This window comes from Actibacterium ureilyticum (assembly GCF_002285435.1).
Taxonomy (GTDB): domain Bacteria; phylum Pseudomonadota; class Alphaproteobacteria; order Rhodobacterales; family Rhodobacteraceae; genus Actibacterium_C; species Actibacterium_C ureilyticum.
The window spans coordinates 1,121,714-1,143,212 of sequence record NZ_NSBT01000037.1; the positions used below are offsets into that span (position 1 = coordinate 1,121,714).

The 21,499-nt window shown below is 64.4% G+C and carries 22 protein-coding genes and 1 tRNA gene; 11 read left to right on the forward strand and 12 right to left on the reverse strand.

The features are described from left to right. Window positions 1–8: 8 nt before the first annotated feature. Window positions 9–1,205: a DegT/DnrJ/EryC1/StrS family aminotransferase gene (locus CLM60_RS18620; RefSeq protein WP_095590568.1), complete on the forward strand. Its 1,197-nt coding sequence runs from the start codon at window positions 9–11 to the stop codon at window positions 1,203–1,205. Between the two features lie 97 nt (window positions 1,206–1,302). Here CLM60_RS18620 and CLM60_RS18625 read toward each other — a convergent pair whose 3' ends face one another. Further along, a complete protein-coding gene (locus CLM60_RS18625; protein ID WP_095590569.1) occupies window positions 1,303–2,268 on the reverse strand; it encodes a LysR family transcriptional regulator in 966 nt (321 codons plus the stop codon). 145 nt (window positions 2,269–2,413) lie between these two features. Here CLM60_RS18625 and CLM60_RS18630 point away from each other — a divergent pair, with 145 nt between their 5' ends. Next, entirely contained in the window at window positions 2,414–3,781 is a 1,368-nt protein-coding gene (locus CLM60_RS18630; RefSeq protein WP_095590570.1) for an aminotransferase, read from the forward strand. 39 nt (window positions 3,782–3,820) lie between these two features. On the opposite strand, the gene phaR is transcribed toward CLM60_RS18630, so the two are convergent. The 3 genes from phaR to CLM60_RS18645 form a co-directional block, all read right to left on the reverse strand. After that, on the reverse strand, window positions 3,821–4,369 hold the full coding sequence (phaR, locus tag CLM60_RS18635) for a polyhydroxyalkanoate synthesis repressor PhaR (RefSeq protein ID WP_095590571.1): 549 nt from the start codon (window positions 4,367–4,369) through the stop codon (window positions 3,821–3,823). A 147-nt stretch (window positions 4,370–4,516) separates the two neighbouring features. Beyond that, window positions 4,517–4,960: a phasin, PhaP gene (locus CLM60_RS18640; protein WP_095590572.1), complete on the reverse strand. Its 444-nt coding sequence runs from the start codon at window positions 4,958–4,960 to the stop codon at window positions 4,517–4,519. 138 nt (window positions 4,961–5,098) lie between these two features. Continuing rightward, window positions 5,099–6,880, reverse strand: coding sequence for a PHA/PHB synthase family protein (locus CLM60_RS18645; protein ID WP_095590573.1), 1,782 nt, complete (start codon window positions 6,878–6,880; stop codon window positions 5,099–5,101). A gap of 108 nt (window positions 6,881–6,988) precedes the next feature. On the opposite strand from CLM60_RS18645, the gene phaZ reads away from it, so the two are divergent. Then, complete coding sequence (phaZ, locus tag CLM60_RS18650; RefSeq protein WP_095590787.1) at window positions 6,989–8,251, forward strand: polyhydroxyalkanoate depolymerase; 1,263 nt, start codon at window positions 6,989–6,991, stop codon at window positions 8,249–8,251. An 18-nt stretch (window positions 8,252–8,269) separates the two neighbouring features. Here phaZ and CLM60_RS18655 read toward each other — a convergent pair whose 3' ends face one another. The 3 genes from CLM60_RS18655 to CLM60_RS18665 are packed head-to-tail and all read right to left on the reverse strand — an operon-like array spanning window position 8,270 to window position 10,241. Next, window positions 8,270–9,250, reverse strand: coding sequence for an alpha/beta hydrolase (locus CLM60_RS18655; protein ID WP_095590574.1), 981 nt, complete (start codon window positions 9,248–9,250; stop codon window positions 8,270–8,272). Between the two features lie 4 nt (window positions 9,251–9,254). After that, window positions 9,255–10,004 carry an alpha/beta hydrolase gene (locus tag CLM60_RS18660; RefSeq protein WP_095590575.1) on the reverse strand — a complete coding sequence of 250 codons (750 nt, stop codon included), beginning with the start codon at window positions 10,002–10,004 and terminating at the stop codon, window positions 9,255–9,257. Between the two features lie 60 nt (window positions 10,005–10,064). Beyond that, window positions 10,065–10,241 (reverse strand): Tat pathway signal protein, encoded by a 177-nt coding sequence (locus tag CLM60_RS18665; protein WP_095590576.1) that lies wholly within the window; start codon window positions 10,239–10,241, stop codon window positions 10,065–10,067. 98 nt (window positions 10,242–10,339) lie between these two features. On the opposite strand from CLM60_RS18665, the gene CLM60_RS18670 reads away from it, so the two are divergent. Together CLM60_RS18670 and CLM60_RS18675 are read left to right on the forward strand one after the other, a co-directional pair. Next, complete coding sequence (locus CLM60_RS18670) at window positions 10,340–11,464, forward strand: pyridoxal phosphate-dependent aminotransferase (RefSeq protein WP_095590577.1); 1,125 nt, start codon at window positions 10,340–10,342, stop codon at window positions 11,462–11,464. A gap of 58 nt (window positions 11,465–11,522) precedes the next feature. Then, window positions 11,523–11,711, forward strand: a complete 189-nt coding sequence (locus CLM60_RS18675) for a hypothetical protein (RefSeq protein ID WP_095590578.1) — start codon at window positions 11,523–11,525, stop codon at window positions 11,709–11,711. Here CLM60_RS18675 and CLM60_RS18680 read toward each other — a convergent pair. Beyond that, entirely contained in the window at window positions 11,708–12,904 is a 1,197-nt protein-coding gene (locus CLM60_RS18680) for a pyridoxal-phosphate-dependent aminotransferase family protein (protein ID WP_095590579.1), read from the reverse strand. The genes CLM60_RS18675 and CLM60_RS18680 overlap by 4 nt on opposite strands. Before the next feature lie 126 nt (window positions 12,905–13,030). Here CLM60_RS18680 and CLM60_RS18685 point away from each other — a divergent pair, with 126 nt between their 5' ends. From CLM60_RS18685 to CLM60_RS18700, 4 genes are read left to right on the forward strand one after another with little or no spacing between them, the layout of a single operon-like run. Next, on the forward strand, window positions 13,031–13,720 hold the full coding sequence (locus tag CLM60_RS18685; protein WP_095590580.1) for a phosphatase domain-containing protein: 690 nt from the start codon (window positions 13,031–13,033) through the stop codon (window positions 13,718–13,720). Between the two features lie 4 nt (window positions 13,721–13,724). Continuing rightward, window positions 13,725–15,491: an ABC transporter ATP-binding protein gene (locus CLM60_RS18690; RefSeq protein WP_095590581.1), complete on the forward strand. Its 1,767-nt coding sequence runs from the start codon at window positions 13,725–13,727 to the stop codon at window positions 15,489–15,491. 17 nt (window positions 15,492–15,508) lie between these two features. Next, the gene (gene ygfZ, locus CLM60_RS18695; protein ID WP_095590582.1) at window positions 15,509–16,252 is read left to right on the forward strand and encodes a CAF17-like 4Fe-4S cluster assembly/insertion protein YgfZ; all 744 of its coding nucleotides are present in this window, start codon (window positions 15,509–15,511) and stop codon (window positions 16,250–16,252) included. After that, a complete protein-coding gene (locus CLM60_RS18700) occupies window positions 16,245–17,051 on the forward strand; it encodes a fructosamine kinase family protein (protein WP_095590583.1) in 807 nt (268 codons plus the stop codon). The genes ygfZ and CLM60_RS18700 overlap by 8 nt, the downstream gene beginning before the upstream one ends. A 60-nt stretch (window positions 17,052–17,111) precedes the next feature. On the opposite strand, the gene efp is transcribed toward CLM60_RS18700, so the two are convergent. Continuing rightward, window positions 17,112–17,675, reverse strand: a complete 564-nt coding sequence (gene efp, locus CLM60_RS18705; protein ID WP_095590584.1) for an elongation factor P — start codon at window positions 17,673–17,675, stop codon at window positions 17,112–17,114. Window positions 17,676–17,892: 217 nt separating this feature from the next. On the opposite strand from efp, the gene CLM60_RS18710 reads away from it, so the two are divergent. Then, complete coding sequence (locus CLM60_RS18710) at window positions 17,893–18,213, forward strand: DUF6280 family protein (protein WP_036560640.1); 321 nt, start codon at window positions 17,893–17,895, stop codon at window positions 18,211–18,213. A gap of 81 nt (window positions 18,214–18,294) precedes the next feature. Here the strand turns inward: CLM60_RS18710 and CLM60_RS18715 are convergent, their stop codons facing one another. From CLM60_RS18715 to CLM60_RS18725, 3 genes are all read right to left on the reverse strand, one after another. Then, window positions 18,295–18,987: a hypothetical protein gene (locus CLM60_RS18715; RefSeq protein WP_141246558.1), complete on the reverse strand. Its 693-nt coding sequence runs from the start codon at window positions 18,985–18,987 to the stop codon at window positions 18,295–18,297. 79 nt (window positions 18,988–19,066) lie between these two features. Continuing rightward, window positions 19,067–20,431 (reverse strand): TolC family outer membrane protein, encoded by a 1,365-nt coding sequence (locus CLM60_RS18720; protein WP_095590586.1) that lies wholly within the window; start codon window positions 20,429–20,431, stop codon window positions 19,067–19,069. A gap of 51 nt (window positions 20,432–20,482) precedes the next feature. Further along, a complete protein-coding gene (locus tag CLM60_RS18725; protein WP_095590587.1) occupies window positions 20,483–21,136 on the reverse strand; it encodes a protein-L-isoaspartate O-methyltransferase family protein in 654 nt (217 codons plus the stop codon). Between the two features lie 132 nt (window positions 21,137–21,268). Between CLM60_RS18725 and CLM60_RS18730 the strand changes: the two genes are divergently transcribed. Next, a tRNA-Cys gene (locus CLM60_RS18730) sits at window positions 21,269–21,342 on the forward strand. Window positions 21,343–21,499 lie beyond the last annotated feature (157 nt).

Sequence of the window (21,499 nt, forward strand, 5' to 3'; positions counted from 1 at the left end):
GGTGAAATATGACCCCGGCCCCGAATGTCTATGACGCCGAACCGATCCCCGAAGCCGCCCGGGCCGAGGTCGAACGCCTGCTGCAATCGGGCGATCTGTTCCGCTATACCGCGCCCGAGGATGCGCCGGTGTCCCTGCTGGAACGCGACTTCGCCGAGATGATGGGCGCGAAATACGCGCTGGCGGTGGCGTCCTGTTCCGCCGCGCTGTTCCTGTCGCTCAAGGCGCTGGACCTGCCGCGCGGGGCGCGGGTGCTGATCCCGGCCTTTACCTTCGCCGCCGTGCCGTCAGCCGTCGTACACGCCGATTGCCAGCCGGTCCTGGTCGAGGTCGCCGAGAACTATCGCATCGACATGGCCGATTTCGAGGCCAAGCTGGACGACACGATCGACGCCGTACTGATAAGCCACATGCGCGGACACACATCCGACATGGACGCGATCCTGAAACTGGCTGACGCGCGTGGCGTGCCGGTGATCGAGGACGCCGCCCATTCGCTGGGCACGCTGTGGCATGGCGAGAAGATCGGCACGCTGGGCAAGATCGGCTGTTACTCGTTCCAGTCCTATAAGATGGTGAATGCCGGTGAGGGCGGGATGCTGATCACCGACGATCCCGATCTGATCGCACGCGCGATCATCATGTCGGGCGCCTATGAGCATAACTGGAAAAAGCACCCCGTGGTGCAGGACCGGTTCGGCCATTGGCAGAACAAGCTGCCGCTTTACAACACGCGGCTGTCGAACCTGGCCGCCGCCGTCATCCGCCCGCAGCTGGCCGAACTGCCGCGCCGGGTGCGCGACGGGCTGGCCAATCACGATTACGTCGCGGGGCTGTTGAATGGCTCGGCCTGGCTGAGCGTGCCCGACCCGCTGCCCCCCGAAACCCGCGCGCCGGATTCGATCCAGTTCAACCTGGTCGGGTTCGATACCGATGCCCAGGCCCGCGCGTTTCAGGACGAAGCCAAGGCGCGCGGTATCAGCGTGCAGGTCTTCGGCCTGAGCCAGGACAACGCGCGTGCCTTCTGGAACTGGCAGTTCATTGGCGACCAGCCCGACCTGCCGCAGACCCGCGCCATGTTGATGCGCGCCTGTGACGTGCGCCTGCCCGCGCGGCTGACCCGGCCCGAGCTGGATTTCATTGCCGAGGCCCTGATCGGCGCCGCCACGGCGGTGATGGACCCGCCGCGCGCCTATGGCACCTGACGCGTTGCGCTGATCGGCGCAAGCCCCCGTTCCGCCATCGAGGCGGAAGCGGGCGCTGCCGGGACGGCGCGCCGCCCGGCGGGCCCGGCCCCACCGGTCAGATCAGCGCCAGGTCGCCTACCAGCCATGGCAGCGCCCCGACGGTCGGGGTGATCACATGCTCTGTCAGGATGGCGCGCAGCTGTTGGGCGATCTGCTGCGGCATCTCGCGCATTTCACCGGTGCGGGCATGGACCGAGATCTGTCGCGCAAGCGGCGCCAGCGGCAGCGGCCGGATGTCGATCTGCGGTTGGAACTGCGCCGCGTGCAGGATCCCCAGCGGTGTCAGGATGGTCCAGCCCGCCCCCTGTGCCACCATGGCCATGATCGCGTTATAGCTGTCCAGTTCGAACCGGTGCGGCGGCGCCAGGCCCTGTCGCGCCAGGTGATCGGCGATCTGGCGCCCGATATGGTGGCGGCGGGTATAGTGGATGAAGGGATGCCCCTGCAGCTGCCGCAACAGATCGCCGCGATCATCCAGCAGCCCCTTGGGAGCGGCCACGACGAACGGATCACGCACCAGCGGGTGCGTCTCGACCCCCGGAATGGCGGTGCCCGGATCGGTCGTCACCACGATGTCGAGCGCCCGTGCCTCGAGCTGATCCAGCAGGCGGTGACTGGCCCCGGTATGCAGCAGGAACCGGCAGGAGGTCAGCGCCTGCCCCAGGGCGTTCAGCAGCTGCGGGGTGACGGTGGCGTCGAAATCTTCGATCACGCCCAGGCGGAGCGATTTGAGCGCCGACAGGTCACGGACCGACAGCTCGGCGCGGGCCTGTTCGGCTTCCGCCAGGATCGTCCGCGCCCGGGTGACGAACATCCGCCCCGCCGGGGTCAGGCCCACGGGGCGCGTCGACCGGTCGATCAGCTGCGCGCCCAGCGCGGTTTCAAGCGCGGTCAACTGCTGGCTGATGGTCGAAACGCTGGCCCCCAGGCGGCGCGCGGCGGCCGACAGCGCGCCTTCGTCGGCGGTGGTCAGGAACACCTCGATCCCCCAAAGCGAGATCCGGTTGCTGTTTTCCGCCACGGGTGCCCCCTGCCCTGTTCCATACGCGTTGGCACAGCTTAGTGCCGTGCGGGTGGGTGGGGCAACCGCCCGTATTTCGCCGATTGCGCCCGGGCGGCAGCGGCGCTAGCCTGCGCGCGAAACACCCCCCGATGAGGTCCTCCAAATGCATGACGATGCCCCCAACAGCTGGGAGTCCCGCGCCGAGGCGTCGAGCTTCTATGGCTTTACCGATCTGCCGTCGGTCCGCGAACGCGGCACGGTGGTGCTGACCCATGGCGAGGGGCCTTATGTGGTCGATGTCCATGGCCGCCGATATCTGGATGCGAACTCGGGCCTGTGGAACATGGTGGCCGGGTTCGACCACCCCGGCCTGACCAAGGCGGCGCAGGATCAATATGCGCGCTTTCCCGGCTATCACGCGTTTTTCGGTCGGATGTCGGACCAGACCGTGATGCTGTCCGAGAAACTGGTCGCGGTTTCGCCCTTTGAGCGCGGCAAGGTGTTTTACACCAATTCCGGGTCCGAGGCGAATGACACCATGGTCAAGATGCTGTGGTTCCTGAACGCCGCCGAGGGCCGCCCGCAAGCGCGCAAGATCCTGACGCGGATCAATGCCTATCACGGGGTGACGGTGGTGTCGGCCTCGATGACCGGCAAACCCTATAATTCGGTCTTCGGGTTGCCGCTGGACGGGTTCATCCACCTGACCTGCCCGCATTACTGGCGCGAAGGGCGCGCGGACGAGACCGAGGCGGAGTTTACCGCCCGCCTGGCGCAGGAGCTGGAAGACACCATCGCCCGCGAAGGCGCCGACACCATCGCCGGGTTCTTTGCCGAGCCCGTGATGGGCGCCGGTGGGGTGATCCCCCCGTCCGAGGGGTATTTCCAGGCGATCCGCCCGATCCTGCGAAAGCATGGTATCCCGCTGATCGCCGACGAGGTGATCTGTGGCTTTGGCCGCACGGGCGAGATGTGGGGCTCGCTGACCTATGACATCCAGCCCGACGCGATCATCTCGTCCAAGAACCTGACCGCCGGGTTCTTCCCGATGGGCGCGGTGATCCTGGGGCCGGAGCTGGCCGACCGGATGCAGGCCGCCGCCGATGTGATCGAGGAATTCCCGCATGGCTTCACCGCCAGCGGTCACCCGGTGGGCTGCGCCATCGCGCTGAAGGCCATCGACGTGATCGAAAACGAGGGGCTGCTGGAAAATGTGCGCCGCCTGACGCCCCGGTTCGAGGCCGGGCTGGCGCAATTGGCCGATCATCCGCATATCGGCGAGTGGCGCGGCAAGGGGCTGATGGGCGCGCTGGAGGCGGTGCAGGACAAGGCCACCAAGACGCCGTTCGACGGGGCGCTGTCGGTCAGCGAACGCATCGCCAATACCTGCACCGATCACGGGCTGATCTGCCGTCCGCTGGGACAATCCATCGTGCTGTGCCCGCCTTTCATCATGACGGATGCGCAGATGGACGAAATGTTCGAAAAGCTGGAAAACGCGCTGAAACAGGTGTTCGCCGAGATCACCTGAGCGCATGCGAACGGGGCCGGTTCAAACCGGCCGCCGCGATCATTTGCTGAGCTTGGCCAGCTTGGCCTGAAGCTCGGCCAGTTCCTTCTTGATCTCGCCCAGGTCGTCGCCGGACTGTTCCTCGCCCTCGGGCGTGGGACCGCTGGCGCCACCGGGCCAGGCACCGGTCATGGCCTTCAGGAACGCCTCTTGCTGCGCCTGCATCGCTTCGAAACCGGGCGCGGCAATCGGGTTTATCTTGCCCATGTTCTCCATCATCTTGGTCTGGCTTTCGCGCAGCATCTCGAAGCTGGAGGCCAGGAATTGCGGCACCATGCTTTGGGCTTGCGTCGAATAGCTGCGCACCAGATCCGTCAACACGTTGATCGGCAGCACGTTCTCGCCCCGGCTTTCGTGTTCGGCAATGATTTGAAGCAGATACTGACGTGTCAGGTCGTCACCGGATTTCAGGTCGACGATCTGGACCTCGCGCCCGTCGCGGATGAAGCGGGCGATGTCCTCCAGCGTGACGTAATCGCTGGTCTCGGTGTTATAGAGCCGCCGGCTGGCGTAGCGCTTGATCAGCAGTGGTTTGGCTTCTTCTGTCACAATTATCCCCAAGACATTTATTGCGGCGCAGAGAAGCTTAAGCGGAACTTTGATAAAAAGAAAGGGCGGGCACAAGGCCCGCCCATGCGATCACATCGACTGGGAGGTTATCGATGTGGTACTCGTTACCCCTGACGTGTCGGTCGCTTACTTGGCGCCCGCTTTCTTGGCGGCAGCCGTGGCTTCGGAAGCGGCTTTCTTGACCGCAGCGGTCGCGTCTTCCGAGATGTCTTTGCCAGCGGCAAGCATCAGCTCGACGGTTTCCATCTGCACCTTCTTGGCGACTTCCGCGAAGGCGGCCATGTTCTCGGCGGCCATCTCGGCCGATGCCGAAGCGAAGTCGGTCAGCGCCTTGCCGTATTCGGTGGGCTCTGCCTTGGCCGAGGTCACGTCGCCCAGCTTGGCGATGGTCTGCTTGGTCCACTTTGCGGCGATCTCGTTCGACTTGTCGGCGGCTTCCAGAGCCACTTTCGACATCTTGTCGCTGAGGTCGGCCGAGGTCTTGAACGCGTCCTGAGCGGCGGTCATGTCGACCGGGAATGCGCCCAGCATGTCCTGCACCATCTTGGTGAAGTCTTGGGTAGTAGCCATTTTATCTCTCCTAAATCGGGATTGCCCGAATTCATCTCTGCGTCTGCAAACATTATATACATGCTGCACCGCAGCATTTCAAGTCCCTTTATGCTGCGGTGCAGCAAAAGGCAGTTTCGCAGCGATGTCAGAAGCTTATCAGCCCAAAACGTAGGTCCCGGGTGCAGAACACAGACTCGGGTGCTGCGAATCCCCCGGCGTTCTGGCCTCGATCATCTTGCCAGACTTACGTGACAGCCATGTTTCCCAACGCGGCCACCACGATCCTTCGTGGAATTCCGCCCTGTCGCGCCAGGCCCGGAAATCGAGGGTCAGGTCCTCGTTGGTGTAATGGCCATACTTCTTCTTCGAGGGCGGATTGACGATGCCCGCGATGTGCCCGCTTTGGGACAGGATGAATGTCTTGTTCTTGCTGCCCATCTGCTGGACGCCCTGATAGCTGGTGGCGGCGGCGGCGATGTGGTCGGTCTCGCACGCGATGGCACAGACCGGCACCTTTACATCCTTCAGCGACAGGGTCTCGCCCATAAGCTCCAGCGTGCCGTCGGCGAACCGGTTGCCCTGGCACAGCCAGCGCAGATATTCGATCACCATCCGCCCCGGCAGGTTGGTGGAATCCCCGTTCCAGTACAGCAGGTCGAAGGCCGGCGGCGCCTCGCCCATCATATAGCTGCGGATCGCCGGGCCATAGATCAGGTCGTTAGCCCGCAGATACGAAAAGGTGCGCGACATGAAGAACGAATCCAGGAACCCGCGCGCGGTCGCCTCGCGCTCGATCCCGTCGACGAAATCGTTTTCCAGGAACACGCTGAATTCGCCCTGGTCGGAAAAATCCGTCAGCGTTGTGAACAGCGTCGCCGAGTTGACCGTGGTGTCCTTGCGCTTGTTCAGCAGCGCCATGGTCACCGACAGGGTCGTCCCGGCGATGCAATAGCCCACCGCGTTGACCTTCTTGACGCCGCAGATCTGCTTCACCTGTTCGAACGCGGTCAGATACCCCTCTTCGATATAGGTATCGACGCCCACATCGGCATAGCTTTCATCGGGGTTCACCCAGCTGACGACAAACAGCGTATAGCCCTGATCGACGATCCACTTGATCAGCGAATTCTTCTCTTTCAGGTCCATGATATAGAATTTGTTGATCCAGGGCGGGAAGATGATCAACGGGATCGTGTGCACCTTTTCGGTTGTGGGGTGGAACTGGATCAGCTCGAACATCCGGTTGCGGAACACGACCTCGCCCGGGGTGGTGGCAATGTTCTCGCCCACCTTGAACGCCTGCTTGTCGGCCAGCGTCACCAACAGCTCGCCTTGGTTGGCCTCGATGTCATGGACCAGATTTTCCAGCCCGCGCACCAGCGACTCGCCATCCGTCTCGACCGCCTTGGTCAGCGCATCGGGGTTGGTGGACAGGAAATTGGTCGGCGCCATCATGTCCAGGATCTGGCGGGTGAAATATTCGATCCGCTTGCGGTCGCGCGACTCCAGCCCGTCGATCTCGCCCACGGCCTTTTCCATCGCGTCCGAGGTCAGCAGGTAATGCTGCTTGATATAGTTGAAATAGGGATGCGTCGACCAAAGCGGGTTGGAAAACCGGGGGTCGGTGGGGGTATTGTCGGCGGGAACCTGAAGCTTTCCGGTGGCCAGCGCCTCTTGCGCCTCCAGGAAATGCTTGAACGTCTTGCCCCAATACTGGACCTGATGTTCGAAAACCTTCGAAGGGCTGCGCACGGCATCGTTCATGTAAGCCTGCGCGGCTTTGAAGAAAACGTCCTGACCCGGCCCCTGCAACCCCGGGTCGATCTGTCTTTTATGCGAGAACGCTTGCAGCAGACGCTCTGACAATTCCTCCATCCGTGCCAGATTGTTCTGCAGACGTTCCAGTTTTACAATATCTTCACCTTCTTTGGTTGTCATAAATCGGATTCCCCCCTATCTTTTGCGCCTGCAGAAACGTGTTTGCCTCCTCCGGCAAAACCCTACACGTCCCTGCTATGTATGAACCTTTACGGATCGGAGCGGTGCATGAAGTATATGGCAACTTACGACCTAATGGAAAGCATCCGCAACACCAACCAGTGGTTGGGCGCGTCGGCTTTGGCATTGGGTTCCTATCCCGTGACCGGGATGGTGGCCAATCCGTTTTTCCAGATCCTCTCGGCCTGGGGCGAGGTGACAGAGCGGTCCTTTGCCCGGATGGTGGCCAAGCCCGACTGGAACATCCACACCGTGGTCAGCGATGATGGCCGCGACCATGTGGTCAGCGTCGATACGCTGCTGGAAAAGCCCTTTGGCGATCTGATCCACTTCCGCGTGCATGGCCGCCCGGCAAAGCCGCGCCGCGTGCTGCTGGTGGCGCCGATGTCGGGCCATTATGCGACGCTGCTGCGGTCGACCGTGGCCAGCCTGTTGCCGGATTGCGAGGTGTTCATCACCGATTGGCACAATGCCCGTGACATCCCCGTATCCGCCGGCAAGTTCGATATCGAGGATTACACGCTCTATCTGGTCGACTTCCTGCGCCACCTGGGTCCCGACACCCATGTTATCGCCGTCTGCCAGCCCGCGCCGCTGGCGCTGGCCGCGACCGCCTATCTGGCCGAGGAAGACCCCGACGCCCAGCCGCGCACCCTGACCCTGATCGGTGGCCCCATCGACCCCGATGCCGCCGCCACCGACGTGACCGATTTCGGCCGCCGCGTGACCATGGGCCAGCTGGAGCAACTCGCGATCCAGCGCGTGGGCTGCAAATATTCCGGCTTCGGGCGTCTGGTCTATCCCGGCCTGATGCAGCTGACCTCGTTCATGTCGATGAATGCCGATCGCCATTCCAAGGCGTTTTCGGAACAGATCATGCGCGTCGCCAAGGGCGAAGCGGGCGATCACGACAAGCACAACCGGTTCTATGACGAATATCTGGCGGTCATGGACATGACGGCGGAATTCTATCTGTCGACGGTCGAGCGGGTGTTCAAGAACCTCGAGATCGCGCAAAACCGCTTCATGGTCGACGGCAAGCAGGTCGATATCGGCAAGATCACCAATGTCGCCGTCAAGACGGTCGAAGGCGCCAAGGACGACATCAGCGCCCCGGGCCAATGCGTCGCGGCGCTGGACCTGCTGACCGGCCTGCCCGACGAGAAGAAGGCCAATCACCTGGAGCCCGGCGCGGGCCATTACGGCATCTTCGCGGGCAAAAGCTGGCGCGACAATATCCGCCCGCTGGTGCTGGACTTCATGGATACGAATTCCGGCCGTGACACCGTGCATCAGCTGAAAACCGTCTGATCCCCGGGACCCTGCCGCCTAGCGTGGCAGGGTATCCAGCCAGTCCAGAATTTCCTGCACCATATTTCCGGTCTGACCGGGGCTGAGGATATCGCCCGCGATCACGTGGTGAAACGGGTCGTCCTCCGGACCGGGCGTGACGGTCACGATGCGCGCGCCCCAATCGGCGGCCACCTTGCGACCCAGATCCGCCCGCACCACCTGATCGTCATCCGACAGCAGGAACAGCGCGGGCACCGTGGCCTCCCCGTAATCCAGCCCGCGCGCATGACGGATCAACGCCCCCAGCGGCATCAGCGCCACGGTGGGATAGCGGCTGGTCCAAAAGGTGCCGTGGCCCTCATTCAAAACCTCGAAATGGCGTGTCCTGCCCGCGACCAGCGGGCCCCAATAGCGCGCCAGCGGCATCTCCAGAATGGCGCCGGCGCGGCTTTTCAGCCCGAAATTCGGCGACACCATCACGATCCCCGCGACATGCTGCATCAGGTCGGGCGCCAGATCGGCATCCGCTGCCGCGATGGCCGCCAGCGTGCCGCCGGTCGATGTGGCGATGACCAGAACCCGGTCGCCGATGCGGCGGCCGATTTCCAGCGCCTCGGCCGTGTCGGTGATCCAGTCGCCCGCGCGCGGCCCCGCCATCGCCGCCCCGCCCCGCCCATGCCCCGACAGGCGCGCAAAATACAGGTTCGCCCCCATCGCGCGGGCCACGTCATCGGGCACCGGGCGCAGCTCTTCCGAGGTGGCGGAAAACCCGTGCAGATAAACCACCGACAGCGCCGTTTTCACCCCCGCCGGACCGGCCCACAGGATGCGCTTTTCGGTGCCGGGGGTGATGTCGCCAAACCGCCCCTCCTGCGCGGCCAGATAGGTGGCCGGGTCGGGGCCGATCCGGGCCGTGTCGAAGGGCGGCGGCATCTCCAGCGCCTCGCGCGGGGCCAAGGCCCAGAATGCCGCGCCCAGGCCCGCAACCGCCAGAACGCCCCGGATCAGGCCCCGCAACGGATTAGCCCCCTGTCACATCGGCAATCGCGGTTTCGATCATCGCCAGACATTCGGGTGTCGAAAACCGGTGATCGGCGCCCTTGACCAGCGTCAGCCGCAGATCCGGCGACTGCATGTGATCCAGCAGGTTCAGCGCCACCGACATGTCCACATCCGTATCGGCGGTGCCTTGCAGCAGCCGCACCGGACAGGGCAGAGCCAGCGGCGCGCGCAGGACCAGATTGTCGCGCCCATCCTCGATCAGGCGGCGGGTGATGATATAGGGCTCGTCGGAATAATCCGACGGCAGCGCGACCTGACCATCAGCCGCGAGCGCCGCGCGCTGGTCGGCATCGAACCCCGCCCACATGCTGTCTTCGGTGAAATCAGGGGCGGCGGCGATGCCCACCAGGCCCGCCAACCGATCCGGGATCGTGCGCGCCACCAGCAGCGAAATCCAGCCGCCCATGGACGAACCTACCAGCACCTGCGGCCCGGTCGTCAGCGCCGTGATCGCAGCCAGCGCATCGACAAACCAATCCCCGATGGCCCCGTCCAGAAAATCGCCCGACGACTCGCCATGCCCGGAATAGTCGAACCGCAGGAACGCACGCCCCTGCGCCCGCGCCCAGGCCTCCAGGTGCACGGCCTTGGTCCCGCCCATATCGGACCGGAACCCGCCCAGGAACACCACGCCCGGACCGTCGCCATCCAGCCGGTGATAGGCGATGCGCCGCCCGGTTTCGGTTTCAAGAAATTCTGGATCGCTCATCGCCTGCCCCCTTTTGCGGGGCAGACTAGCGGCTGTGCGCGGGGCTGAACATCCCCAACCTCAGGGGACGAGCCGTTCGACCGCGCGCATCATGCCCAGCGATTTGTCATAGACCAGCGTCAGGATGCGCCGCCCGCCGGGTTTGGTTGCCACCCGTGTCAGAACCGGCACCGCGCGGGCCGCACCCGCCGCCGCGCCAACAGCCAGAAAGCCGCGCCGTGTCACCTTACCCGTCATACCGCTACCCTTTGTTGCGACTGATTCTCATGTGGGGACGGGTGGCCCGCGTTTCAACCGTGCTTGCCTGAAAGCGTCCGGTCGGGTTAGGTCGGCGCATGACCGGTCCACGTTACACCCCGCTTGCCGCCAGCCTGCCTGCCACCGTGCCCTTTGTCGGCCCCGAAACGCAGGAGCGCACACGCGGGCGCGCGTTCGCCGCACGGCTGGGTGCCAATGAAAACGCCTTTGGCCCCTCGCCGCTGGCGGTTGCGGCGATGCGCGATGCGGCGGCGGATGTGTGGAAATACGGCGATCCCACCAGCTTCGATCTGCGTTCGGCACTGGCAGCACATCACGGGGTGGGTCTGGACAATATCGTGGTGGGCGAAGGGATCGACGGCTTGCTGGGCTATCTGGTGCGCCTGCTGGTGGGACCGGGCGATCCGGTTGTGACCTCGGACGGGGCCTATCCCACCTTCAACTATCACGTCGCGGGGTTCGGCGGGGCGCTGCACAAGGTGCCCTATCGCGACGATCACGAGGACCCCGAGGCGCTGATCGCGCGTGCCGCGGATCTGGGCGCAAAGCTGATCTATATCGCCAATCCCGACAACCCGATGGGCACCTGGCATGACGCTGCGCGCATCACCGCGATGATCGAGGCGGTGCCCAACGGCAGCCTGCTGGTGCTGGACGAGGCCTATATCGAGTTCGCCCCTGATGGGCTCGCGCCGCAGATCGACCCACAGGACCCGCGCGTGATCCGGTTGCGCACCTTTTCCAAGGCCTATGGTATGGCGGGCGCGCGGGTGGGCTATGCCATCGGGGCGCCGGGGCTGATCGAAAGCTTCGACAAGATCCGCAACCATTTCGGCATGTGCCGGATCAGCCAGGCGGGGGCGCTGGCCGCGTTGCGCGATCACGCATGGCTGACCGCGATCCACCAAAAGGTCGCCACCGCGCGTGGCCGGATCACCGCCATCGCGGCGGAAAACGGGCTGCGCGCCCTGCCCTCGGCCACGAATTTCGTCGCGGTGGATTGCGGCCGCGATGGGGCCCATGCCCGCGCGGTGCTGCAGGCGCTGACCGAACGGGACATCTTCGTGCGCATGCCCTTCGTCGCGCCACAGGATCGCTGCATCCGGGTGTCGGCCGGGCCGGACCCATTGCTGGACCTGTTCGCGGCGGCGCTGCCACAGGCATTGCGGTCGACGGAAACCCTCGCAGCATCGGCAACGTGATTTGCCAGCCGCGGGCGGCGCGCTACACTCGATCCAGCGCCAAAACGGGAGACGCCGCATGTCCCATCGCCGTCCCATCGGCCGTGTCGAGAATTACACCAGGCCCTTTCTGGTCATGGCCTTCGTCAACCTGATCACGCTGTTTGTGCTGATCTGGGGCACCTATGGCTATGACGCGGCGCTGCTGGCGGCGCTGGCGCTGCATCTGCTGCTTGGCTGGTGGGACGCCCGGCGCCGCGCGGATTAACCCTCGGCGATCACGGCGGCGGCGGCTTCCAGCGCGCCGGTCCCGTGCGGGATGTCCAGCGCGTTCAACCCGGCCTCGACCGTGCCCAACACGCCCAGAACCATATGGGCGTTCACATGCCCCATATGGCCGATGCGGAAAAACCCGTGCCAGGCGGGATCGCCCGGCGGTGCCATGCCCAAGCCGATGCCCAGCGTGACCCCCGCCTTTTCGGTCAGCCAGTCGCGCAGCGCGGTACCGTGCGGCGCCCCCAGTTGGGCGGCGGTGACCGCGTGGCTGCGGTGGGCAGGATCGGCCACGTTCAGCCGCATCGGGCCACACGCGCCCCAACGATCCATCGCGGCCCAGATCGCGCGGGCCAGATGCGCATGGCGGCTCAGCACCTGCTCCAGCCCCTCGTCATGCAGCATGTCCAGCGCGGCGCGCAGGGCGAACAGGTGGTGCGTGGGCGCGGTGCCCCCAAAATACTGATAGAACTCTTCGGGAAAGGCGCGCGGCTCCCAATCCCAGTAATAGCTCACCTGGCTCAGACGCTTGCGGTTCTCGGCCGCGCGGTCGCTGAAAAAGACAAAGGCCAGCCCCGGTGGCGTCATCAGCCCCTTCTGGCTGCCGGTGACCATCACGTCGACGCCCCAGCCATCCATGTCGAACGCATCGCATCCCAGCGACGCGATGCAATCGACCATCAACAGCCCGGGATGACCGGCGGCATTCATCGCCTGGCGCACCGCCGCGATATCGCTGCGCAGGCTGGTCGAGGTGTCGACATGCACCGCCATCACCGCTCGGAAATCCTGCGCATCGGGGGCCTGCAACCGTTCGGCGACGCGGGCCGCGTCGATGGGCTGGGCACGGCCGAAATCCAGGATCTCGACCTCGACCCCCATCCGGCCCGCGATCTCGGCCCAGCCGTGGCCGAACCGGCCCGTGGCCAGCAAGAGCGCCTTGTCGCCGGGCGCAAGCGTGTTGGCGACCGCAGCTTCCCACCCGCCATGGCCGTTGCAGGTATAGATCGCCACATTATGCCGGGTCCGCGCCACGCGCTTCAGGTCGGGCACGATCGTTTCCACCATGTCCTGCAACGCCCCGCCATAGATATTCGGCGCCGGCTGCTGCATCGCCTGCAACACACGGTCCGGCATGACAGACGGGCCGGGAATGGCCAGATAGGGGCGACCGTGACGCAGCGACATGTGGAAATCCTGTGATGAATGCTTACCTGAACCGATCTATGTTCCGCATCACGATCGGTCAATCGCTTGTCACAAGGTCTTTTTCACGATAGACCGCAGCCCTGTCCGAAGACATAACGAGCGCGCATGTTCACACAGTTAAAGTCCCACTTGCGGCGCTTGGACCGACGCCTGCGCGACTCCTTCGGCAATGACATAACCACCCCTGCCGGACGGCGTGCCGCATATCTGCATTTCAACCTGATGGATCACGCGTTTCTGCGCGTGCTGTGGACCAATATGGCCCAGATCGCGCCCGGCGTGTGGCGGTCGAACCAGCCCGGCCCGGCGCGGCTGCGCCGCTATCGCGACATGGGTATCCGGACCGTCATCTCGTTGCGGGGCGACTCGACCAAAAGCCACCATCTGCTGGAACAGGAAGCGTGCGAGGAGCTGGGCATCGATCTGTGGGTCACGGCGCTGAACGCGCGACAGGCCCCGCGCCGCAAGAAGCTGCTGGAACTGCTGGATTTCTTCGACCGCGTGGAAAAGCCGTTTCTGATGCATTGCAAATCGGGCTCGGACCGGGCGGGGCTGGCCGCCGCGCTTTATCTGATGCATGTCGAGGGCCAGCCGGTCGAGGTTGCCGCCAAGCAATTGTCGATCCGGTTCCTGCACCTGAAGAACGCGCCCACCGGCATTCTGGATCACATGCTGGACATGTATGCCGCCGACACCGCCCAGACGCCGATGCCGATCCGCCAGTGGATCGTCGAACGGTATTCGCCCGCGAAACTGACAGAGTCTTTCGCCCAGTGGCGCGGCAAGGCAGACTAGGCCCATGAAGGAACCGCAGAACCCGCATGAAAATTCCGCCCTGCTGACCAGGTGGATCTGGCGCGGCTATCTGCGGCATTACTGGCCGATGCTGCTGGTCGCCTTTCTGCTGATGACGATCGAAGGCGGCATGCTGGGCCTGATGAGCTATATGATCGAACCGATGTTCGACCGGATCTTTCTGGCGGGCGAGCGAAGCTCGATCCCGCTGGTGGCGGGGGGGATTTTCCTGATCTTCACCGCGCGCGCCTTGTCGGGCTTCTGCCAGCGCGTTCTGATGTCGCGCGTGGGCCAGAAGGTCTCGGCCCATATCCAGCGCGATCTGGTGGCGCATATGCTGACGCTGGACAACCGCTGGTTCCAGCAGAACCCGCCGGGCGTTCTGATCGAACGGGTGCGCGGCGACACCAATGCGGCATCGAATATCTGGTCCACAGTGCTGGCCGCGGCGGGGCGCGACGTGATCGCGATGGTCTCGCTGTTCGCGGTCGCGCTGTCCATCGACTGGCTCTGGACGCTGATCGCGGTGGCCGGGGTGCCGCTTCTGGTGCTGCCGATCATCCTGCTGCAACGCTTTGTCCGCAGGACCGCCCGCCGGGTGCGCGACATTGCCGCCGAACTGGCCACGCGGCTGGACGAGATCTTTCACGGTGTGCCCACGATCAAGCTGAACCGGATGGAGGATCGCGAGTCCGGCCGTTTCGCGAATGCCAGCCACGCCCTGGTGCGCGCGCGCACTTTCTCGGTCGCCGGACAGGCGGGCATTCCCGCGATGATGGACATCATGGCCGGGGTCGGGTTCCTGGGCGTGCTCAGCTATGGCGGGTTGCAGATCATCGACGGGCAAAAGACCGTCGGCGAATTCATGAGCTTTTTCACCGCCATGGCGCTGGTCTTTGAACCGCTGCGGCGGCTGGGCAATGTGACCGGCGCGTGGCAGGTGGCCCTGGCCAGCCTGGAACGTGTCTATGGCGTGTTTCTGGAACAGCCGACCATCCTGTCACCGGCCCAGCCCGCGAAACTGTCGGTACCCGCCGCGCAGGCCGACATCGTGCTGGACGATGTGCGCATGGCCTATGACGAAACGCCGGTTCTGAACGGCGTCAGCTTCACCGCCAAGGCGGGCAAGGTCACGGCGCTGGTCGGCGCATCGGGCGCGGGCAAAAGCACGGTCTTCAACCTGTTGACCCGGCTGGTCGATCCGCAATCGGGACAGATCAGCATCGGTGGCACCCCCATCGACACGCTGGCGCTGACCGACCTGCGCGACCAGTTCTCGGTGGTAACCCAGGACGCGCAGCTTTTCGACGAGACCCTGCGCGACAACATCCTGCTGGGCCGCGAAGACATCGCCGAGGATCGCCTGGCCACCGTGCTGGACGCGGCGCATGTGGCCGACTTCCTGCCGCGCCTGGCCGATGGCCTGAACAGCCCGGCCGGCCCCCGCGGCAGCAACCTGTCGGGCGGCCAGCGCCAGCGTGTGGCCATTGCCCGCGCGCTGCTGCGCAATGCGCCGATCCTGTTGCTGGACGAGGCGACCTCGGCCCTGGACACGAAATCCGAACGGATCGTGCAAGAGGCGCTGGATCAGCTCAGCCGCAACCGCACCACGCTGGTCATCGCCCACCGTCTGGCAACGGTACGCGACGCCGACAAGATCGTCGTCATGGACAAGGGCCGCGTTGTCGAGGAAGGTACCCACGACAGCCTGCTGGCGCGGGACGGGGTTTATTCCGGGCTCTACAAGCTGCAATTCTCGACCCAGAACTGAAACCGAAAGGGCCAGGCATGTCCGCCGACCGCACCCTGATCCAGATCACCGGAAGCGATGCGCGCGACTTCCTGCAGAACCTGATCACCAACGATCTGTCGGGGATCGATGGTGGGCTGGTCTATGCCGCGCTGTTGACGCCGCAGGGCAAGTATCTGGCCGATTTCTTCCTGACCGCGCGGGATGGCGGGATCGTGCTGGATGTGGCCACGGCGCTGGCCCCGGGCCTGGTGCAGCGGCTGAACATGTACAAGCTGCGCGCCGATGTGCAGCTGTCGCAGTCCACGCTGCACGTGTCGCGCGGCACAGGCCCCGCGCCCGATGGCGCCCTGCCCGATCCGCGCCATCCCGACATGGGCTGGCGGCTTTATTCCGACACGGCCCTGCCCGACGACGGCACCGATTGGGACGCCCTGCGCGTGGCGCATTGCATCCCCGAAACCGGGGTCGAGTTGATCCCCAACGACAGCTTCATCCTCGAAGCCGGGTTCGAGCGGCTGCACGGCGTCGATTTCAAGAAAGGCTGCTATGTCGGGCAAGAGGTCACCGCGCGGATGAAGCACAAGACAGAGCTGCGCAAGGGCCTGGTCACGGTCGACATCACCGGCACGGCGCCGGTGGGCGCCGAGATCACCGCCGCGGGCAAGGCCGCCGGCACGCTCTATACCCAGGCCCAAGGCCGCGCGATCGCCTATCTGCGGTTCGACCGGGCCACGGGGCCGATGACCGCCGGTGACGCAACCCTCACCTGGCATGGCTGAGGCGACCTGCGCCCGCATCGCCGCCCTGACCGGACAGCCGGTCACAGATCTGACACCGCTGCATGGCGGGGACCTGTCCCCGGTCCTTTGCGCCACCCTGGCCGACGGCACGCGCGTTGTGGCCAAGACCGGTCCGCTGGTCGGGGTCGAGGCCAGGATGCTGCACAGCATGCACGCCGCCGGTTGCACCGTGCCACGGCTGATCGGATGCGACGCGGATCTTCTGGTGATGGACCATATCCTTGAGGTCCCCGCCAGCGGAACGGGCTGGGCCGCTTTGGGACAAAACCTGCGCCGATTGCATGCGCGCACCGGCGATGGCTATGGCTGGGGCGACGACTATGCCTTCGGCCCCGCGCCGATCCCTGGCGGCATGATGACCGACTGGCCCGCGTTCTGGGGCGAACGGCGACTGCTGGCCTTTGCGGACGCCCTGCCCGCCGATATCGCACATCGGGTCGAAGGGCTGTGCGCGCGCCTGCCCGACATCCTGCCGCACCGTCCGCCTGCGGCATTGCTGCATGGGGATCTGTGGACCGGCAACGTGATCTTCACCGACGGCGGTGCCTATCTGATCGACCCGGCCTGCTGCCATGGCGACCCCGAGGTCGATCTTGCGATGCTGCACCTGTTCGGGACGCCGCCGGCCGCGTTTCACGACGCCTATGGCCCGCTTGCACCCGGCTGGCAGGACCGGCGCCCGGCCTATGCGCTGTGGCCCGCGCTGGTGCATCTGCGGCTTTTCGGGGCCAGCTATCGCGGGCTGGTCACCGGCTGCCTGTCGGCCCTGGGCGCCTGAACGACAAGGGGGCAGAGCCTGCGCCCTGCCCCCGTCATGCCTGAAATCCCCGCCAATGCGTCAGGCGCGCTCAGCGTATTCCATGGTTTCGGTGTTCACCACGATGTCTTCCTCGGGACCGACAAAGGGCGGGATCATGACACGGACGCCATTGTCCAGAATCGCGGGCTTGAACGAATTCGCGGCGGTCTGACCTTTGACCACCGGTTCGGTCTCGGCCACCTTGCAGGTCACCTTCTGCGGCAGCGTGGCGTTCAGCGCCTCGTTGTCATAGAACTCGACCAGGATGGTCATGCCATCCTGCAGGAACGGACGGCGGTCGCCCAAAATGTCGGCGGGCAGCTCGATCTGCTCATAGGTTTCGGCATCCATGAACACCAGCATCCCGTCGTTTTCATACAGGAATTGCTGGTCTTTCTGCTCCAGCCGCACGCGTTCGACCTTGTCGGCGCTGCGAAAGCGTTCGTTCAGCTTGCTGCCGTTGCGCAGGTTGCGCAGCTCGACCTGGGCAAAGGCGCCGCCCTTGCCGGGTTTGACGTGGTCGACCTTGACCGCCGCCCACAGGCCGCCGTTATGTTCCAGCACATTTCCGGGGCGAATTTCGTTTCCGTTGATCTTGGGCATGTTGCAAAATCTTGACAAAAGGTTGATCCAGGTTCGCACGAACCTATATATTGCCTGCCCGACCCGGGCAAGGAGACTAAATACGGTATCTGCAAGAAAGAAGCCATGCACTTAGCGCATAGGTGCCATTCTAAAATAGAATAGCCGAATCGCGCAGAAAACGCCATATTTGCCCGCACGCCTAAAAATGCAAGAGCAAGAATAAAAGGACGACGAGATGTTGGATTTCGTTGATGGCACGGCTTTTAATCACGAACAGGGCAATCGTGCCCGCAAATTGTTCGCAGCCGTGGTATTGGCAGCCCTTGACGACGCCATTGCCGATGACAAGAAATACGGCAATGGACCCGAGCAGATCGCCCGCTGGGCGCGCTCGCGCGATGGTCGTGAAGTGCTGTCTTGCGCCGGTATCGATCCGAATGAACGGGTCGTTTCCGGCTTGATGGAGTTCGTTTCCAAAGGGGTCCGTACCTCTGTCGCGCTGTCGCGCGAGGAAAGCGAGCGCCGCCAGGTTCAGGAACAGGCACAAGCCGCCTGAAGCTGCCAAGATCTTCCCGCTAGCGGAAATGAAAAACGCGCCGGAAACGGCGCGTTTTTCATGTGTCGGGGATCGAAAACCCTATTCGAATTCCTTGCTGACCAGCGCGCGATTGATTTCGCGGCGCACCAGCTTGCGCACGTTGCGCGTGATCCGTTCGCCCAACGCGCCCTGGAACTCCTCGCGGATGATCTGGCGCACCAGATCGCGCAGCTCTGCCTGATCGGTACCGCCTGCCGGAATGGCCAAAGCGGTTTTTTCGGCCACCGCATCCGCGGCATCCATCAGCGCATCGACGCCCGCATCCAACGCGACCTCTTCGATGTGATCCTCGACCGTCGGCGCGGCCTCGGGCTCGGCCAGGTGCATGCGGGGGCGCAGCGGTTCGATCACCGGGTACGAGGTCGGATAGACATTCGCCTCGGCCTCGCTGCCATCGGGCTCCCATTCCTCGCCCGCCTGCGAGACCGCAACCTCCAGATCGGCGATCCGGTCCTCCAGCGTTTGCTGGGCGGGGTCCGAAACCACGGCCTCGGGCGCTTCAGCGCGATGCACGAATTCCGGTTGCGCCGGGGCTTCCTCGGCCACCGCCACGGGTGCGGGGCGTTCGGGTTCTTCGTGAACCCGCAAGGCCGGCGTCAGCACCAGACGTTCCGGCCGGGGCGCGGGCTTGGCCGCCGCCGCCGGGCGCAGGTTCGATGGCTCGTAAGACACCAGCCTGCGGATGGAGGACAGGACATCTTCAATATCCGTGTTCTTCATCGGGTCTGGCATCGCGAGTCACCTCCTGCTTGGGTCGCAGATATTGTATCGGGGGGAATGGCGCCACACAATCATGTGTGGCGCAAAAGGGCTATTCCTTGCCCAGCGATTTCAGGACACGGTCCAGCTTCTTGCCCTGGATCGAATGCGAGGGCGCGCCCTTGACCGCATTGTAATAGGCCGCCGGATCATAGGTATTGATCCCAAGGTTCAGGTGATCGACCGTCAACAGACCCATCGACGCCAGAACCGAATAGACCGCGATATATTCATTCGCCTCGGACGAGATCAGCTGCGCCTGCGCATCCAGCAGGTCCTGTTCGGCATCCAGCACATCCAGCGTGGTGCGCGACCCCAGCTTGGCCTCTTCCCGCGTTCCGTCATAGGCCAGTCGCGCCGAGCGGATCTGCTGGTTGCTGGCGGTGATCTGTGCCCGCGCCACGGCCAGGTCGGACCAGGCATTGCCCACATCCTCTTGCACCAGCCGCACGGTGTTCAACAGGCTCGACCGGGCCGACTGCTTGTTGTTGATCGCCTGCCGCTCGGCCGAATTGCGCGCCCCGCCCTGATAGATCCGCTGGCGCAGCGTCACGTTGGCCGAGGTGCTTTCGTCGCCGTGATCGTCGATCGTGTGATCCAGCCCCGCCGTGACGGTCGGCAGATAGTTGCCCCGCGCCGATGCGATGCGCAGCTCTGCGGCGGTGACCTGGTGCTGGGCCTGGATGATGTCGGGATGACTGCGCTGCGCAATGCTGCGCGCCGCATCCAGTGTCGCGGGCAGCTTGGGCACCCGCGGCGTTCCGGTCAGTTGCCCCGGATAATGGCCGATGAACCGGTTATAGGATTCGCGCGCCGCTGCCAGCTCGCCCTCGCGCGCGGCCAGGTTGCTGCGCGCCGCCGCCAAAGCGGCCTCGGCGATGGAAACGTCGGTGCGGGTGACTTCGCCGACCTCGAACCGGTCCCGCGATGCCCGCAATTCTTCGGTGATCAGGCGCACGTTGCTTTGCCCCAGCAGGACATTGCGCAACGCGCTGCGCACATTCATGTAGGCCCGCACCGCGTTCAGCAGAACGCCCTGCTCGACCCCAAGCAGCGCCGCCCGCGTGGCCAACACGCTTTCCTTGGCGATCTCGATGCCAAGCTTGTTGCGCCCGCCGGTGAACAGGTCCCAATCCACGCCCAGCGAAATCGAGCCGCTGTCGCGCGTGCCACTGGAAATCGGATCGTTGTAGCGCGCCTGCGCCACGAAATCGAGGACCGGCCGCAGCGCGGCCACCGCCTGTGCGACATCCTCGTCGGCGGCACGCAGAACCGCGCGGTTCTGATCCAGAAGATCGCTTTTCTTGTATGCGGCGACCAGCGCGTCGGTCAGGGTTTCGGCGTGCAAAGGCACGGACCCGAAGACGGCCCCCATCGCCACGACCCCCGAAAGGGCGAAGTTTCGAATTTTTTTCATTTGCTCTGTTCCTGCCTCAAACCTCACAAAGCCCGGGGCAAAGCACCGAGCTTACAACACAAATGCGCTGTGCCGCTCGAATCCCGGCAACACGGGGGCGCCGGCATTGAAGGCAAAACGCCAATTCACTTCGCCGTCGATCTTATACCCGATCCGGCAAACTCCCAAGGAACCTTCTGAAAACAGGGCGGCAATCCGGCCACCTTCTTTCAGCTGTGACACAATCGCATCAGGCAAATGCTCGACCGCACCTTGCAGGATGATCACGTCATAAGGCCCGTGCTTGGCCGCGCCCTCGGCCAGCGGCGCCTCGATCACGGCGGCATTGTCGGCCCCAAACTCGGTCAGGGCAGCCTGTGCATCGGCCGCCATCTGGGCGTCTTCCTCGACCGCGACGACCGCCTCGGCCATGCGCGCGATCACCGCCGCGCTATAGCCCAGCCCGCAGCCGATATCCAAGACCATCTCGTCGGGTTGCAGATCCAGCGCATCCAGCATCTTGGCCAGCGTGCGCGGCTCCAGCACCACGCGCCCACCGCCCAGATCGATATTCTCGCCGACATAGGCCGTCTCGCGCCGCGCATCGGGCACGAACGCCTCGCGCGGGACACTCAACAGCGCCTCGATGATGGGAAACTTGGTCACGTCGGACGGACGCACCTGGGTGTCGACCATCATACGGCGCAGGGAGGCAAAATCGGTCATGAAAGCAGGTCTCTTCTTCGTCGCCGGAAACACCACACCTCTTGCCACAGAAAGCTTTCAACGGCAACCGATCTCGACCCGCGCCGAAACGCTTGCACCCCCCGCCCCCATGCGCTATGCCGTCGCCACTTCGGCGAGTTGGCGGAGTGGTTACGCAGCGGATTGCAAATCCGTGTACACCGGTTCGATTCCGGTACTCGCCTCCAAAACCCCACATCAACATCGAACTCTGGCGCCAAGAGGCCACATGTGCACCCTTGCGCTCGGGCGGCTTTGCCTGCGCATTGCAACACAGGCCATATGGCGATATCTGGGCGCAAGTTCAGTTTTCGGGATCCAATGCCGCACATTCCAGAGCAAATC

Excerpts from the sequence above, each read along its gene's own strand:
- CLM60_RS18725 (WP_095590587.1), bottom strand. The coding sequence starts at position 21,136 with ATGACCGATTTTGCCTCCCTGCGCCGTATGATGGTCGACACCCAGGTG.
- CLM60_RS18685 (WP_095590580.1), top strand. The coding sequence starts at position 13,031 with ATGTTCACACAGTTAAAGTCCCACTTGCGGCGCTTGGACCGACGCCTG.
- CLM60_RS18720 (WP_095590586.1), bottom strand. The coding sequence starts at position 20,431 with ATGAAAAAAATTCGAAACTTCGCCCTTTCGGGGGTCGTGGCGATGGGG.
- CLM60_RS18680 (WP_095590579.1), bottom strand. The coding sequence starts at position 12,904 with ATGTCGCTGCGTCACGGTCGCCCCTATCTGGCCATTCCCGGCCCGTCT.
- CLM60_RS18620 (WP_095590568.1), top strand. The coding sequence starts at position 9 with ATGACCCCGGCCCCGAATGTCTATGACGCCGAACCGATCCCCGAAGCC.
- CLM60_RS18640 (WP_095590572.1), bottom strand. The coding sequence starts at position 4,960 with ATGGCTACTACCCAAGACTTCACCAAGATGGTGCAGGACATGCTGGGC.
- CLM60_RS18710 (WP_036560640.1), top strand. The coding sequence starts at position 17,893 with ATGTTGGATTTCGTTGATGGCACGGCTTTTAATCACGAACAGGGCAAT.
- CLM60_RS18675 (WP_095590578.1), top strand. The coding sequence starts at position 11,523 with ATGTCCCATCGCCGTCCCATCGGCCGTGTCGAGAATTACACCAGGCCC.
- phaZ (WP_095590787.1), top strand. The coding sequence starts at position 6,989 with ATGAAGTATATGGCAACTTACGACCTAATGGAAAGCATCCGCAACACC.
- CLM60_RS18630 (WP_095590570.1), top strand. The coding sequence starts at position 2,414 with ATGCATGACGATGCCCCCAACAGCTGGGAGTCCCGCGCCGAGGCGTCG.
- CLM60_RS18715 (WP_141246558.1), bottom strand. The coding sequence starts at position 18,987 with ATGCCAGACCCGATGAAGAACACGGATATTGAAGATGTCCTGTCCTCC.
- CLM60_RS18700 (WP_095590583.1), top strand. The coding sequence starts at position 16,245 with ATGGCTGAGGCGACCTGCGCCCGCATCGCCGCCCTGACCGGACAGCCG.
- ygfZ (WP_095590582.1), top strand. The coding sequence starts at position 15,509 with ATGTCCGCCGACCGCACCCTGATCCAGATCACCGGAAGCGATGCGCGC.
- CLM60_RS18690 (WP_095590581.1), top strand. The coding sequence starts at position 13,725 with ATGAAGGAACCGCAGAACCCGCATGAAAATTCCGCCCTGCTGACCAGG.
- CLM60_RS18665 (WP_095590576.1), bottom strand. The coding sequence starts at position 10,241 with ATGACGGGTAAGGTGACACGGCGCGGCTTTCTGGCTGTTGGCGCGGCG.
- CLM60_RS18660 (WP_095590575.1), bottom strand. The coding sequence starts at position 10,004 with ATGAGCGATCCAGAATTTCTTGAAACCGAAACCGGGCGGCGCATCGCC.
- CLM60_RS18670 (WP_095590577.1), top strand. The coding sequence starts at position 10,340 with ATGACCGGTCCACGTTACACCCCGCTTGCCGCCAGCCTGCCTGCCACC.
- efp (WP_095590584.1), bottom strand. The coding sequence starts at position 17,675 with ATGCCCAAGATCAACGGAAACGAAATTCGCCCCGGAAATGTGCTGGAA.
- CLM60_RS18645 (WP_095590573.1), bottom strand. The coding sequence starts at position 6,880 with ATGACAACCAAAGAAGGTGAAGATATTGTAAAACTGGAACGTCTGCAG.